Source organism: Hydrogenophaga sp. FW305-3-2-15-A-LB1, assembly GCF_058787875.1.
Genome location: NZ_JBYTAE010000045.1, coordinates 1 through 14,608 on the forward strand (window position 1 = coordinate 1; position 14,608 = coordinate 14,608).

The following is a 14,608-nucleotide window of genomic DNA, read 5'->3' on the forward strand; positions in this document are numbered from 1 at the left end:
GTGCAGGGGCGGGTGCCGGAGGACGCGGGAAGATCGAGGGCGCCGGTGCCGGTGCCGGTGCGGGCGTCGAGGTCACGGTCTCGCCGGGGGTTTGCGCCGATGCGGTACCACCACCGCCACCGCCACCACAACCCGAGATGGCCGCCATCATGAAAAGCACGGAGAGCCACTTGGCGTCGCGGATGGCGGGGGTCTTGGAAGGGTTCATGGCGATGCCGGTGAGAGGTGTGCTGGCGGGAACGAACGGTCGAAAATGTCGGTGGCTTGTGACCACGTTCACGAAAAAAGTGCGTCGGTTGACTTTACGGGCGGCATTTCAGCGGTTGGAGCGTTGACCGACAGGCACACCGTCCAGAACGACATGCGGGAGCATGGACCCACCTCGTGAAATGCCGATGGCACAAAAAACCCGACCTGACCGAGCGCCCAAGCGCTTTGGAGTCGTGGCCGGGAAACCAGGGAATGGCTGGCACGCCAAATGCCCCGCAGCCCTTATTGTCGTAGGACTCGCCCTACAACCCTGTTGCCACGTGTTACGAGTTGCACTTCTTGCCGTCAGAGTGACCGCTCGGGCGGCGTGGCGTCAATTCGCGGAGACCGGTGCGGGTTTCCCTGGGAAATCCTGCTCCAGCGCGCCCGGCAGCGTGGCGTCCCGCCTCGCGAGGCCCCGGAAATCATTGGTTACAAAGGTCCGCGAAGGTATTGTTTCCGGCGGCTCGAACCATTGGAGAAGTAAGGCATCCGGGTTCACGAAAACCTGCGCCATCGGCGCTTGGGTGTTCCATTCGAGGCCCAAAGCCGCGCCATCCCGCTCCGAAATGTTTCCTTCGAACAGGTTGCTGAGCAGGCGGGCCTGTGTCGGGGCCCGTCGGGCGGAGACGCCCGCCGTGTTGATCAGGGTGTTGTGGGCCAGCACGATGTCGCTGGCGCGGTTGATGTCGAGCCCGGCGTCGTTGCAGTGCGCCACGATGTTGTTGGCGGCCAGCCCGTGGCGGTGCTCGAAGGTCGCGCAGCCGTCCGAGCGGCACACCGCCGCCGGTTGGGTGCCACCCCCGCCGAACGAGATGCCCACCCGCTCGCCCGGGCGCGACACGTCCGTGGGCGAGCAGATCACGAGGTTGCGTTCGATGCGCCCACCTTCGCTGGCGCCCTTCATGAACAGCCCATACGCGACCCGGTTGCCCTGGCCTTTGGCGAAGTTCGTGACCAGGTTGTCCTGCACTTTCCAATGGCTGGCGCCGACGAGGTCGAGCATCACGACCGGCCTGTCGGTTTGCCGGGTGGCGCGGTTGGTCAGGGTGTTGAAGGCCACCAGGCCGTGGTCGGGCCACTCGCCGTCCAGGCCGTTGACCTTGATGTGCGCATTGAAGTCCTGCACGTGGTTGTTGCGCAGCGTGGCGAAGGCACCGCGACCCACCACATGGAAGGCGTGCTCGCAGTCGTGTTCGCGCGCGCAGGCGCCGCGGATGTTGAGGTTTTCGAAGGCCCAGTAGGGCCGGTCGATCTGGATGCCTGCCACCTGGGTGAAGTCCAGCTGGACGCTGCCAGGCACCAGGGCGCTCACCAGGATGGGGGCCTGTGCGCGGCCGTCCTGCCCGAGCCGCAGGGTCTTGTTGACGCTGTATCGGCCAGGGGCGATGACGATGTGGGTGCCGGGGCCGGCCTCCCGGAGAGCCTGTGCCAGGCCGGTGGCCGTGTCCACGCGGATCACCGTGCCGGCTTCGGGCACCGCGGGCGCCATGGAGACCATCTGCTGGCCTTTGCCGAGCGTGGGCAAAGGTCCCGGTGGCGGTGTCCTTTCCCAGCGCCGCTGCAGGGCATGCAGTCCTGGAAGCAGCAAGCCCTCCAGGACGCGGTGGCCTTCCAGCCGGTGCTGTGCATGGCGGATCAGCTCCTGCGGACTCCGGGAACTGGCCTCGGCGTACAGGCGCCGCCCCCGGTCGCTCACCAGAAAGGCTGTGGCGGCCATGAGGAAAACCAGCAGGCCTGACGCAGCGAACCACAACCATCTGCGCCTCGGTTTCAATGGAGTTCCCCGTTTCTGTGTCCGGGTCATGATAGCCGCGAGCGTGTCGAATGCAACGTTATGACTGCATTTCAATGCTGAAAACGACTTGTTCGGTCGCTATGATGAGCGCTTTGTGAATCTATCGGCCTGAGAAAAATCATCATGAAAATCACTGTGGTAGGGACGGGTTATGTGGGTCTGGTCAGCGGGGCCTGCCTGGCGGAGGTGGGCAACGATGTGCTTTGTCTGGATCTGAATCCCGACAAGATCCGCATCCTCGAGGAGGGCGGCATTCCCATCTACGAGCCCGGGCTGCAGGAGATGGTCAAACGCAACGTGGCGGCGGGGCGGCTGCACTTCACCACCGACGTCGACCGCGCCGTGCACCACGGCACCATCCAGTTCATCGCGGTGGGCACGCCACCCGATGAGGACGGTTCGGCCGACATGCGCTACGTGCTGGCCGCGGCGCGCAGCATCGGCCAGCGCATGACCGACTACAAGGTGGTGGTGGACAAGAGCACGGTGCCCGTGGGCACGGCCGACCGCGTGAAGGAAGCGATTGCCGAGGAGCTGCAGAAGCGCGGCGTCGACACGCCTTACGCCGTGGTGTCCAACCCCGAGTTCCTCAAGGAAGGCGCGGCGGTCGAGGACTTCATGCGGCCCGATCGCATCATCGTGGGCGCCGACGACGAGCAGGCGGTGCACCTCATGCGCGCGCTGTACGCGCCGTTCCAGCGCAACCGCGAGCGCCTGATCGTCACCGATGTGCGCAGCGCCGAACTCACCAAGTACGCGGCCAACGCCATGCTGGCCACGCGCATCAGCTTCATGAACGAGCTGGCCAACCTGGCGGAGAAGCTGGGCGCCGACATCGAGAGCGTTCGCCAGGGCATCGGCTCCGATCCGCGCATCGGCTACCACTTCCTGTACCCGGGCGCTGGTTACGGCGGTTCCTGCTTCCCGAAAGACGTCAAGGCCCTGATCAAGACGGCGGCGGACGAAGGCGGCCTGGACCTGAAGGTGCTGACCGCGGTGGAGGCGGCCAACGATGCGCAGAAGCATGTGCTGGGTGACAAGATCAAGCGCAAGCTGGGCGCGGACCTGAAGGGGCGCCACTTCGCCGTGTGGGGCCTGGCCTTCAAGCCCAACACCGACGACATGCGCGAAGCGCCGAGCCTGGAGGTGCTGGCCGATCTGCTGGCCGCCGGCGCCACCGCCACGGCCTACGACCCGGTTGCGATGCACGAAGCCCAGCGCGTGCTGGGCGACGAATCCCGCGTGCGCTACGCCCAGAACCCCAACGAGGCCCTGGAAGGGGCGGACGCGCTGATCATCGTGACCGAGTGGAAGGAGTTCCGCAGTCCCGATTTCGACCTGATCAAGGCCAAGCTCAAACAGCCCCTGATCGTGGACGGGCGCAACCTGTACGACCCGGCCTGGGTGCGCAGCCAGGGCTTCGACTACCTGCCCATCGGGCGCTGAGCCATGGCGCGCCCGCGATCAGGCGCGCTGATCCTGGGCGCCCTCGCGGCACTGACCTGCCTGGGTCTGGCCGTTCAACATCCCCTGGCCCCCGCGCTTCTGGTGGGCGCCTTGTGCCTGTGCATGGGTGCCGCCGCCTGGCGGCCCTGGACCATCGGGGGACTGCTGGCCATGCTCCTGCCCGTGGCCAGCCTGGCGCCCTCCACGGGCTGGTGGCTGATCGACGAATTCGACCTGCTGGTGCTCGCGGTGCTGGCCGGCGCGCATGCGCGGTCCGGGTTCGAGGCCTTCTCTGGCCGTGCGGCCTCCTCTTCATCCAGCGAGACCCAGGTCCAGGCCGACCGGGTGTGGGTCTGGCTGCTCGTCGCGCTGGGTGCCTCCACGCTGTTGAGCCTGTTCATCGGGCTGCGGGACGCCGGTGTCAGCGCGCGGGCGGTGGCGGCCGGCTGGGCCTCGGGCGACGGCTGGTTGCAGGCGCTGCACGCGGACTACGCCAGCGCCTTCAACCCGCTGCGCGTGTCCAAAAGCCTGCTCTGGGCACTGCTGCTGTATCCCGTGCTGCGGCGGGTGCCGGTCGAGCGGCAGCGGGAGATGGCGCGCTTCACCCTCGCGGGCCTGCTCTGCGGGCTGGCCTGGGTCTGCGTGCTCGTGCTGTGGGAGCGCGGGCGGTACGTCGGTGTGCTGAATTTCTCCGACTCCTACCGCACGGTGGCGAACTTCTGGGAAATGCACGTGGGCGGCGGCGCCATCGACGCCTACCTGGCGATGGCCGTGCCCCTGGCGTTCTGGGCGGTCTGGCTGGCGCCGGGCGGCTGGCGCTGGGCCTGCGCGGCGGTCCTGGCCGTCCTGGGCACCTACGCGGTGCTGACCACGTATTCCCGAGGGCTGTACCTCGCGGTCACCGTCTCGCTGATGGTGATGGCCATCGTGGCCAGGCGCTGCCAGATCCAGCCGGCGTCCGGCGGGCGGCGGCGCGGCTGGGCGCTGCGGGTGTTGGTGTTCGCGCTGCTGGCGGAGGCGGTGTGGGTGCTCGGTGGGCACTCGTTCATGACAGGCCGGCTTGCGCAGTCGGAAACCGATCTGGTGGACCGCGTGGCGCACTGGCAGAGCGGGCTGGGCCTGCTGCGCACGCCCGCCGACTGGGTGCTGGGCCTGGGCGCGGGGCGCCTGCCCGCGCACTACGGCGCGCGCGTGCCGGATGGCGAGTTTCCCGGGCAGGCGCGTTGGCGGCGCGACGCCGCAGGCGCCGGGCAGGTGGTGCTCTCGGGGCCGCCGACGCGCCAGGAGGCCGCCTACGACTTCGGTCTCACCCAGCGCATCCCGCTGGCCCCACAAGGGCACTACCGCGTGCGGGTCCGCTACGAGACCGACGCCCCGGTGGTGCTGCTGCTCAGCGTGTGCGAACGGCACCTGCTGTACGACTTCCGATGCCAGTGGAAGCACGTGAGGCCCGAAGCCGCCGTCACGGATGCGGCCCAGTGGCACGACATCCCGCTGTCGGGCCAGGTCTTTTCGGACGCGAGCCGTGCCGTGTCCTGGCGCGACGGCATGTTCGCGCTGACGGTGCTGAGCACCGGGCACGCGGCCCGCATTCATGCGGTGGAGTTGCTGGACCCGCAAGGCGTGCAGATCCTGAAAAACACGGACTTCTCGGCCGGGTTGCGCTACTGGTTCCCCGCCGCGCAGAGCAGCTTCAAGCCCTGGCACATGGACAACCTGTACCTGGAAATCCTCATCGAGCGCGGCCTGCTGGGCTGGCTGGTGCTGGGCCTGCTGGCCGCGTGGGCGTGGCGCTGCGTGGCTCAAGGCCTCCAGGCGGGGGATCCGCTGGCCCTGGCGCTGGCCGGCTCGCTCTCGGCCATGGGCGTGCTCGGCCTGGTCATCAGCGTCACCGAATTGCCGCGCATCGCTTTTATGCTGCTGCTGATCCTGTTGACAACATCACACTTCCGCCGAATTCCGCAATATTCACGTTATGTAACAGAACGTCAGAAGGGGGTGTCGGCGGTATTCTCGGACGGGCGCCCGAGCCGTGCACAGCCCCCGGGGCCATTACAGGAAAAAGAAGTTTGATCAAGCTATTCAACCACTACTTCGATCGCCGCACGCTGCTGCAGATGTTCATGGACCTGCTCCTGATCAGCGCGGCGTTCATGGCGACCCTGGTGTTTCTTTCCGACGCGGAAGACCTGACCGCCGTGCAGATCGGACAAGGCCTGTTCCGTGCCTTGCTCATGAGCATGGGTTTCCTGGCGGTCAACTCGGCCCTGGGTCTGTACGAACGGGGCAGCGTGTTCAACAACACGCAGTTGCGCGCCCGCGTGCTGGTCTCGTTCATGATGATGGGCCTGATCGTGGTGGGCGTGCTGCTGCTGCTGCCCATGAAGGCGTTCTACGGGCACACCTGGGCCGTGGTGATCGTGATGATGGCCACCGGCCTGCTGCTGGTCATCCAGGTGCTCACCGGCGAGTTCCTGCCCAAGTCGCTCACGCGCCGCAAGGTGCTGGTGTACGGCACCGGCGCGAAAGCGCAGGCGGTCGGGCAAAGCCTGCTCAAGGCCTCATCGAGCGCCGAGCTCTGCGGCTATTTCGCCAGCCCCAACGAGCGCGAGCACCTCGTGACGAACTGGGGCACGCTGCAGCCAGGCCAGTCGCTCACCGAAGTGGTGGCCGAGAAGGGCGTCCACGAGATCGTGATCGCGCTTTCCGAACGCCGCGGCGGCAGCATGCCCATGCGCGAACTGCTCGATTGCAAGCTCGCGGGCGTGCGCGTGACCGACATCGCCACCTATTTCGAGCAGAACCTCGGCCAGATCCGCCTCGATGCGGTGTCCGCCGGCTGGCTCATCTTCGGCGAAGGCTTCGACCAGGGCTTCCTGCGCACCACCATCAAGCGCCTGTTCGACATGGCGGGCGCGGTCGTGTTGATCCTGCTCGCCCTGCCCATCATGTTGGTGGCGGCGCTCGTCATCAAGCTGGAGAGCTCCGGCCCCATTCTGTACAAGCAGGAGCGCGTGGGCCTGAACAACAAGCCCTTCAACGTCGTGAAGTTCCGCAGCATGCGCACCGACGCGGAGAAGGACGGCATTCCCCGCTGGGCGACGGCGGGCGACAGCCGCGTCACGCGCGTGGGCAAGGTGATCCGCAAGCTGCGCATCGACGAACTGCCGCAACTCTTCAGCGTGCTCAACGGCGACATGAGCCTGGTCGGCCCGCGCCCCGAGCGCGCCTTCTTCGTCGAGAAGCTCACGCAGGAGATTCCGTTCTACGCGGTGCGCCACAGCGTCAAGCCCGGCGTGACCGGCTGGGCGCAGGTGCGCTACCAGTACGGCTCCACCGTGGAAGACACGGCGGAGAAGCTGCAGTACGACCTCTACTACGTGAAGAACCACTCGCTGTTTCTCGACCTCGTGGTCATCTTCGAAACCGTCGGCGTGGTGCTGACGGGCAAGGGCGCGCAGTAAGCGCCTGGGCGTTCCGCTCGCTGGCCGGGGTCAGGCCAGCGTGTGCAGCGGAATGTCCTTCTCCACCGCCAGCCGGTCCAGCTGCTTTCGCGTGCGGCCCTGAAGGAAGGCCGCGATCGCGGCGTGCGTCTCCGGCTTGAACAGCGAGCGCAGGTCCGACGCCGGCAGACCCGCCGCGGCGCACAGCGCGGCAGCGAAATGCGCCTCCAGGGCCGCCACGGCCACGCGGCCGTCCTTGCAGGGGTAGACGCGGTAGCCCGCATGGGCGCCGCCCACCGCGCCGGCGGGCTGGGTGAGGCCCCAGGTGCGGGGCAGGGCGAGCCACTCGGCCGCGTCCGACAGCGCGACCTCCTGGAAGCTGGATTTGCCCTGGGTCTTTTGCACCAGCGCGGCCTTGAGCACGGCTTCGCTGGCCATGAGCGCGCCCCCCATGTCGGCGAACAGGGTGGCCGGCAGGTCCAGGCCGGTGACGAGGCCCGCGTCCGCGAGGTAGGTGAGGTCGTGGCCGGGCTCTTCCGCCCGGGCACCGGGCGCCCCCACGATCGCCACCACCGAGAGCCCGGGGTGGCGCTTGTGCAGTCCCTTCCAGCCGAGCTGCAGCTTCTCCAGCGCCGAAGGGCGGAAGGAGGTGAGCAGCACGTCGGTGCGCGCCAGTTCCTTGTGCAGCGCCGCCTGGCCCTTCTCGGACTTCAGGTCGATCGAGATCACGCGGATGCCATCGTGCAGGGTCGCGTAGGCCCGGGCGTTGTACTGCCCCATGGGGTCGCCCGAGGTACCCGCAGGAGCCCCCTTGGGGGCCGGCGGCTCGGCCTTGACGCAGCGCGCGCCCATGGCCTTGAGGCGCATGAAGGCGGCCGGGCCGGGCAGGTTCAGCGCGAGGCTGAGCACGCGAACGCCGCGCAGCGGCTGGAGGGCGGGGGCAGGGCGGGGGGATGAACTCATGGCGGCGGGTCTGTGGAAAGGGTGTCGCCGCAATGTACCCGCAAGTGCGGCCGCAGAAGCGCCAACGGGCGACACCGTCGCCCGCCGTTTTCCTTGTGCGCGGTTCAGCGTTCGCCGAAGTTCAGCGGCAGGCCCACGTAGTTCTCGGCCAGCGAGCGCGACATCGACACCGAGTTCACGACGTAGTCGAGCTCGGCCTCCTGGATCTTCTGGCCGAAGCCTGCGGTGTCGGGGAAGCGGTGCATCAGCGAGGTCAGCCACCACGAGAAACGTTCGGCCTTCCAGACGCGGCGCAGGCAGCGCTCGGAGTAGGTGTCGATGCCGGCGGAGGTCTTGTCCTTGTAGTACTCGATGAACGCGCCCGAGAGGTACTTGACGTCGCTGGCGGCCAGGTTCAGACCCTTGGCGCCGGTGGGCGGCACGATGTGCGCCGCGTCGCCCGCGAGGAACATGCGGCCGAAGCGCATCGGCTCGGCGACGAAACTGCGCAGCGGCGCGATGCTCTTCTCGATGGTGGGGCCGGTGATCACGCGCGACGCCATCTCGGGGTCGAGCCGCAGGCGCAGCTCGTCCCAGAAGCGCTGGTCGCTCCAGTCCTCGACCTTGTCGTCCAGCGGGCACTGCACGTAGTAGCGGCTGCGCGTGAGGCTGCGCATGGAACACAGGGCGAAGCCGCGTTCGCTGTTGGCGTAGACGATGGCGTGGGGCGAGACCGGTGGCACATCGGCCAGCACGCCGAGCCAACCGAAAGGGTAGACCTTCTCGAACTCGGTGATGGCGCCCTTGGGCACGCTGGCGCGGCACACGCCGTGAAAGCCATCGCAGCCGGCGATGAAGTCGCACTCGATCTCGTGCGTCTGGCCATCCTTCTGGTAGCGCACCTTGGGGTGGTCGCTGTCGTAGTCCAGCACCTCCACGTTCGCGGCCTCGTACACGGTGGGCAGCGCGGCGGCGCTGCGCGCCTCCATGAGATCGCGCGTGAGTTCGGTCTGGCCGTAGGCGGTCACGACCTTGCCGTCGGTCAGGCCGTGCACGTCGATGGCATGGCGGGTGCCGGCAAACACCAATTCGATGCTGTGGTGCACCGTGCCTTCGGCGTCCAGGCGCTCGCCCACGCCCACCTCGCGCAGCAGGTCGGTGGTGATCTGCTCGAGGATGCCGGCGCGGATGCGGCCGAGCACGTATTCACCGCTCTGGCGTTCGACGATGATGTTGTCGATGCCGGCCTTGTGCAGCAGCTGTCCGAGCAGCAGGCCGGAGGGGCCGGCGCCGATGATGGCGACCTGGGTTCGCATGGGTGTCTCCTGGAATGGCGTGAAGTGCAACGGACGCAGCTTAAAAACGGGGCCCCGCCAGCGCAACGGTGCGCAGACGCCTTTGCGCGATGATCGAATGTCTTGCGCGATCACCGCGCAAATTCGGATGCCCCTGGGCATAATCGACCCATGAGCACAGCCCCCCCTCCCATGGCGAAAGCCGATTTCATCGAAGGCATGGCCAAGGGCATGGCGGTGCTGGAGAGCTTCGACACCGAGCGCCAGCGCCTCAACGCCACCCAGGCCGCCGAGCGCGCGGGTCTCACGCGCGCCGCGGCCCGCCGGCACCTGCTGACCCTGGCGCACCTCGGTTACCTGGAGTCCGACGGCAGCCACTACTGGCTCTCGCCCAAGGTGCTGCGCTTCTCGGGCAGCTACCTGGCTTCGGCGCGCCTGCCGCGCCTGCTGCAGCCCACCTTGAACCGGCTCGCGGCGCAGACGCGCGAGTCCTACTCGGCCGCCGTGCTCGACGGCGACCAGGTCGTGATCGTGGCGCGCAATGTTTCGCTGGGTGGCCAGCGGCTCATGGCCCATGGCTTGCACCTCGGTGCGCGCCTGCCCGCGCACGCCACCTCCACCGGCCGCGTGCTGCTCGCGGGCCTGCCGCGCGCCGAGTTCGCCACCTGGCTCAAGGGCCGCGAGCTGCCCCGGCTGACGCCGCACACCACCGTGGAACACAAGGCCTTCCGCGCCGTCATCGCGCAAGTGCGCAGCGATGACATGGCCATTGCGCGAGAGGAGCACGAGCTGGGTGTGTTCGCGCTGGCCGTGCCGCTGCGCAACATGCAGGGCCGCACGGTCGCGGCACTCAACGTGGTGGCCGCGCCCGATCGTTTCGAGGGACCGGTGTTCCAGAAGGACTTGCTGCCGCTGTTGCTGGACGCGGCGCGCGAACTGCGGCCCTTGCTCTGAGCGCGCCCCCCATGCCCCTGTCCGGGTGGGACTTCACGCGCGGCTCGAGCCGCTGAGGTCCAGGTCCCACAGCATGTCCTCGCCCAGCGGCAGTGTGCGCGTGGGCGGGCGGGGGCAGTCGGCCATCACGTCGTGCGCGGGCGCGCGCAGGCCGCGCCGGCCCTGGCCGATCAGCACGGGCGCGATGATGAGGTGCAGGCGGCTGAGTACACCGGCGGTGAAGAAGCGCGACACCGTCATGCCGCCGCCTTCGACGAACAGCACGCGCTGGCCGCGCGCGGCCAGCGCCCGCGCGACGAGCGCGGGGTGGTAGCCCTCACCGCTGTCGTCGAGCAGGCCGTCCACCGCCAGCACCTCGGCGGGGGCGCTGCCCAGGCGCTCGCGGGCCAGCGCGGCGTGCCGCGCATCGCAGACCCAGAGGGACGGGGCCTGCCCATCGCGGAACACGCGTGACTGGCCGTCCAGCCGCACGGCCGGGTCCACCACCACGCGCACCGGCTGCGGGCCGGGCACGCGCCGCGTGGTGAGCTGCGGGTTGTCGATGGCGACCGTGCCGGCACCGACCAGCACCGCGTCGCACAGCGCGCGCAGGCGGTGCAGGTGCAGCAGGCAGTGCGGGCCGTTCACGTAGTAGGAGTCGCCGGTGACGGTGGCCACGAAACCGTCCAGGCTCTGGCCGAGCTGGGCCACGGCCCAGGGCGCGCCGCCCCCGGCCTGGCGCGCATCGAGCAAGGGCTTGTAGAGCGTGAACAGCTCGGCGCTGCGCGCGTCGCCCACCGGCGCCAGTTGCCAGCCTTGCTGCGCGCACCAGCGCAGCGGCGGCGCGGCCTGGCCCGTGGTGCGGGCCTGCAGCATCTGTTGCCAGAGCGCGGGCCAGTCGGCGGGGATGTCCTGGGCGGTCGTGGCGTCCGTGGGTGATGGCATGGCGGCCATCATCGCATTGAGCGCGGGGTCCCGGGCCGTGGGGTCATTTCCACTGCGGGGTGTAGTAGAGGTCGTCGGTGGCGGTGTCGGCGGCCCCGGCGTTCCACGGCGCCATGGGCAGGGCGGCCGCGATCCACAGCGCGGCCAGCAACTGGGGCAGCAGGGCGGCCGGTGCCATCCACAGCCCGGACGAGGGCCGCCACCACGACCACAGGCCCGGCACGGCGGTGGCCACCGCCACCATCAGCGCCAGCTGGGCCAGCAGCAGCGATCCCCCGAGCCCCGCCGCCGCGGCCAGCCCCAGGCAGGCCACGGTGAGCACGGCGGCCAGGGCGATGCCGCGCCACCAGGGGCGCGGGGTGGGCAGACCCCGGGCCGCTCGCCACAGGAGCAGCGCCGCGATCACCGTGCCCGCGAGCGCGACCCAGGGCAGCTTCTGCGCGCGCGCGGTGGCCGGCCAGTCGAAACCGGGAAACCAGGCCAGCGCCACCAGCAGGCCCAGGGCGGCGCCGAGCGCGGCCCGGTTCGGGCCGGTGGTGCGCAGCAGGGCCGCCACGCCGCCGATGCACAGCAGCAGGGGCAGCACAAGACTTTGAAAGGCGGGGTGGTTCAGGAGGTCCATGGCGGTATGGCAGTGGTCAGGGCTGCCCCAGGTAGAAGTAGGCCGCGTGGCGGCGGTGGTCGCCGCGCCCCAGGGCCAGGTAAACCGGGCCCAGGGGCGTGTCCATGGCGAGGTAGACGGCGAAGCCGTAGCGGCTCTTCTCGCGTTGCGGGCCGAAGGCCGTGTCGCCGATGCGCGCGGCTTCCAGCGAGACGCCGGCATAGGCTCCTTCGAGGAAGCCCACGTTGGTGAGCCGGTGGCTGTAGTTCACGCGGCCGAGCACGAATTCGTTGCCGAAGACCTCGTTGGTCTTGTAGCCCGAGAGGCGCTGGAAGCCGCCCAGGAAGGAGGTCTCGTAGGCGGGCAGGGTGCCGCCGCTGGCTTTCACGCCCTGCGCGGAGAACTCCAGCGCGTGCCGGCCGAAGCCCACCGCCGTGCGGAACGCGGCGGAGAGTTTGCGGTAGTCGTCGCTCGCGCCCCAGCGCGGTTGCGACTGGTGCAGCTTCACGTCCAGCGCGTAGCCCGCGCGCGGAAAGCGCACGTTGTCCAGCGTGTCCAGTTGCAGGCGCAGCACCAGGGCGGCGGTGTCGGCGTCGGCCTCGAACAGGCCGGGCGGCAGCAGGCTGGTGTCGTTCTGCAGGCGCACGCGGCCGCGCTGCACACCGAGGCGCAGTTGCCCCTGCGTGCCGAGCTGCAGGCCCAGGTCGGCGCCGTAGCCGTAGTGCTCCAGCCGGAAGCGCGCCACGCGCACGCCCTCGTCGCTGAACAGCTCGAAGGGGCTGCGCTCGCCGCCCAGGTGGGCCGCCGCGAAAAACCGTTGCGTGGGATGCAGGGGTTGGAACCACTCGGTGCGCAGGCGGTCGGTCTGGCCGATCTGGATGTCGTTGCGCCATTCGGCGCCCAGGCGGTTGAGCCAGGTGGCGCGGTGGGTGGCCAGCAGGTTGAAGAAGGAGCCGCCGGCGAAGTCGGACGACAGGCCCAGGCCGAAGCGCAGGTAGTGCGGGCCCCAGGACTTTTCGGTGACGCGGGCGGTGAGCACGCGGCCCTGGCCGGGTTCTTCGCTGAAGGTGTAGCTCACCGCCTCGAAGTCGCCCCAGCCGTACAGGCGTTGCAGGTCCTGGTCCACGCGGCTCGCGTCGAACGCCTCGCCGGCCTGGGTCTGCATGCCGTCGAGCACGGCCTGCGGGTTCACGCGCTGCGTGCCGCTGACCTGGATGGCGTCGATGCGCTGCCCGCCGGGATCCTGCGCCGCCTCGCGCGCTGCCAGCAGCGCGCTGAATTCGGCCGGGCTCAGGCCGTGGGCGGCCAGGGTCGCGCTGGCCGCGCGCGCGGCGGCCTCGCCGGCCCGGGCGGCGTCGGAGAGGTGGTCGAAGTCGCTGCTGCTCACGCGGCTGAGGTCGGGCGTGATGAGCACGTCGCGCGGGCCCAACTCCTTGAGCGACTGCGCGACGTTGGTCGTGGTGAGGATGCGCAGCATCTGCTCGGAGGCCGAGAGCAGGGAGGTGATGTCCTCCCGGCGCAGCAGCGGCGTGCCGATGTTGACCGCGATCACGATGTCCGCGCCCATGCGGCGCGCCACGTCCACCGGCAGGTTGCGCGTGACGCCACCGTCCACCAGCAGGCGGCCGTCGAGCTCCACCGGGCTGATGACGGCCGGGATGGCCATGCTCGCGCGCACGGCCTGGGTGAGGCTGCCGTGGTCGAGCTCCACCATCTCGGAGGTGGCGAGGTCGGTGGCGATGGCCCGGAAGGGCACCGGGAAGTGGTTGAAGTTCACGCTGCGCTGGCGCGCCGTGAGGCGGCGCAGCACGGCCTCCAGCGCCACGCCGGCCACCGCGCCCTTGGGCAGCGAGAGGCCATGCGGGCCCAGGCCCATCTCGGGGCCGACGTAGTTGGCCGCGTCGTCGGCCTTGCGCCGCATCGGCAGGTTGTCGCGCACCACGTCGTGGAACAGCGTGGCCGTGCTCAGGCCCTTCATTTCTTCTTCGATGGTGGCCAGCGGCAGCCCGGTGGCGTAGGCCGCGCCCACGATGGCGCCGGCGCTGGTGCCCACGACCATGTCGACCGGCACCCGCAGTTCTTCCAGCACCTTGAGCACCCCGATGTGCGCGCCGCCCCGGGCGCCGCCGCCCGAGAGCACCAGGGCGATGCGGGGGCGCTGCGCGGCCGGGCCGCTGCCCGGGGCCACGGGGCTGCCGGTCTGGGCCGTGGCGTTCAGACAGGCGAGGGACCACACCAGTGCGAAGGCGATGCGCAGGGTCATGCACGGATGATAGGAGCGAGCGTGGCGAAAGCGAACCGGCGTTACAGTGATCTGTTCCCACAAGAGGCCGCCCCATGTACCTGCCCCCCCAGTTCGCTGCCAAGGACCCCGCCATCGCCCTGGAGCTGATGCGCGCGCACCCGTTCGCCAGCCTGATCTCCACCGACGACGAGGGCCTGCCCTTCGTCACCCACCTGCCGCTGCACCTGCTGGAGGAAGACGGTGGCCTCACGCTGCTGGGCCACTGCGCCAAGCCGAACCCGCACGGGCGCTACCTGGCGGCGCGCCCGCAGGCGGTGGTGACTTTTCTCGGGCCGCATGCCTACATGACGCCGCGCGTCTACCCGGATCTGGCCCGCGTGCCGACCTGGAACTACCTGGCGGTGCACGCCACGGTGCAGGCGCGTGTGCTGGACGGCTTCGACCACAAGGACCGCCTGCTCAAGCACCTGATCCACGACCACGACCCGGCCTACGCGGACCAGTGGCGCGGGCTGGAAGAGGACTTCCAGCACAAGCTGATGCAGGGCATCACCGCTTTCGAACTGCGGGTGACGAAGCTTCAGTGCAAGGTCAAGCTCAACCAGCACCGGCCCGAGTCGCACGCCGCCATGCTGGCGGCCTACCAGGCCGGCAATGCCGACGAGCAGGCGCTGGCCGGCTGGATGCGCCGGCTGGGCATGGCGGCCTGAG

Annotated in this window: 11 protein-coding genes and 1 pseudogene; 5 read left to right on the forward strand and 7 right to left on the reverse strand. The window is 69.4% G+C overall.

What is annotated here, in order from left to right; all coding sequences use genetic code 11:
* Positions 1-208 (reverse strand): annotated as a pseudogene (locus tag AC3WPZ_RS14950) (hypothetical protein); the annotation flags it as partial.
* A 375-nt stretch (positions 209-583) separates the two neighbouring features.
* A complete protein-coding gene (locus tag AC3WPZ_RS14955; protein ID WP_492440312.1) occupies positions 584-1,969 on the reverse strand; it encodes a right-handed parallel beta-helix repeat-containing protein in 1,386 nt (461 codons plus the stop codon).
* 201 nt (positions 1,970-2,170) lie between these two features.
* Between AC3WPZ_RS14955 and AC3WPZ_RS14960 the strand changes: the two genes are divergently transcribed.
* The 3 genes from AC3WPZ_RS14960 to AC3WPZ_RS14970 are packed head-to-tail and all read left to right on the forward strand — an operon-like array spanning position 2,171 to position 6,957.
* Positions 2,171-3,493 carry a UDP-glucose dehydrogenase family protein gene (locus AC3WPZ_RS14960; protein ID WP_492440314.1) on the forward strand — a complete coding sequence of 441 codons (1,323 nt, stop codon included), beginning with the start codon at positions 2,171-2,173 and terminating at the stop codon, positions 3,491-3,493.
* 3 nt (positions 3,494-3,496) lie between these two features.
* Positions 3,497-5,566 carry an O-antigen ligase family protein gene (locus tag AC3WPZ_RS14965; protein WP_492440316.1) on the forward strand — a complete coding sequence of 690 codons (2,070 nt, stop codon included), beginning with the start codon at positions 3,497-3,499 and terminating at the stop codon, positions 5,564-5,566.
* Positions 5,563-6,957 (forward strand): TIGR03013 family XrtA/PEP-CTERM system glycosyltransferase, encoded by a 1,395-nt coding sequence (locus AC3WPZ_RS14970; protein WP_492440318.1) that lies wholly within the window; start codon positions 5,563-5,565, stop codon positions 6,955-6,957. The genes AC3WPZ_RS14965 and AC3WPZ_RS14970 overlap by 4 nt, the downstream gene beginning before the upstream one ends.
* Before the next feature lie 30 nt (positions 6,958-6,987).
* Here AC3WPZ_RS14970 and AC3WPZ_RS14975 read toward each other — a convergent pair whose 3' ends face one another.
* Both AC3WPZ_RS14975 and pobA read right to left on the reverse strand, forming a co-directional pair.
* Positions 6,988-7,899, reverse strand: a complete 912-nt coding sequence (locus tag AC3WPZ_RS14975; protein WP_492440320.1) for a CoA transferase — start codon at positions 7,897-7,899, stop codon at positions 6,988-6,990.
* Positions 7,900-8,003: 104 nt separating this feature from the next.
* Positions 8,004-9,194 carry a 4-hydroxybenzoate 3-monooxygenase gene (gene pobA / locus AC3WPZ_RS14980; protein ID WP_382158181.1) on the reverse strand — a complete coding sequence of 397 codons (1,191 nt, stop codon included), beginning with the start codon at positions 9,192-9,194 and terminating at the stop codon, positions 8,004-8,006.
* Between the two features lie 150 nt (positions 9,195-9,344).
* Here pobA and AC3WPZ_RS14985 point away from each other — a divergent pair, with 150 nt between their 5' ends.
* Positions 9,345-10,127, forward strand: a complete 783-nt coding sequence (locus AC3WPZ_RS14985) for an IclR family transcriptional regulator domain-containing protein (RefSeq protein WP_492440322.1) — start codon at positions 9,345-9,347, stop codon at positions 10,125-10,127.
* A gap of 33 nt (positions 10,128-10,160) precedes the next feature.
* On the opposite strand, the gene AC3WPZ_RS14990 is transcribed toward AC3WPZ_RS14985, so the two are convergent.
* The 3 genes from AC3WPZ_RS14990 to AC3WPZ_RS15000 are packed head-to-tail and all read right to left on the reverse strand — an operon-like array spanning position 10,161 to position 13,915.
* Positions 10,161-11,051: a RibD family protein gene (locus tag AC3WPZ_RS14990; RefSeq protein WP_492440324.1), complete on the reverse strand. Its 891-nt coding sequence runs from the start codon at positions 11,049-11,051 to the stop codon at positions 10,161-10,163.
* A gap of 43 nt (positions 11,052-11,094) precedes the next feature.
* A complete protein-coding gene (locus AC3WPZ_RS14995) occupies positions 11,095-11,673 on the reverse strand; it encodes a hypothetical protein (RefSeq protein WP_444686498.1) in 579 nt (192 codons plus the stop codon).
* A 16-nt stretch (positions 11,674-11,689) separates the two neighbouring features.
* Entirely contained in the window at positions 11,690-13,915 is a 2,226-nt protein-coding gene (locus AC3WPZ_RS15000; RefSeq protein WP_492440326.1) for a patatin-like phospholipase family protein, read from the reverse strand.
* A gap of 74 nt (positions 13,916-13,989) precedes the next feature.
* Between AC3WPZ_RS15000 and AC3WPZ_RS15005 the strand changes: the two genes are divergently transcribed.
* A complete protein-coding gene (locus tag AC3WPZ_RS15005; RefSeq protein ID WP_382324652.1) occupies positions 13,990-14,607 on the forward strand; it encodes an FMN-binding negative transcriptional regulator in 618 nt (205 codons plus the stop codon).
* Position 14,608 lies beyond the last annotated feature (1 nt).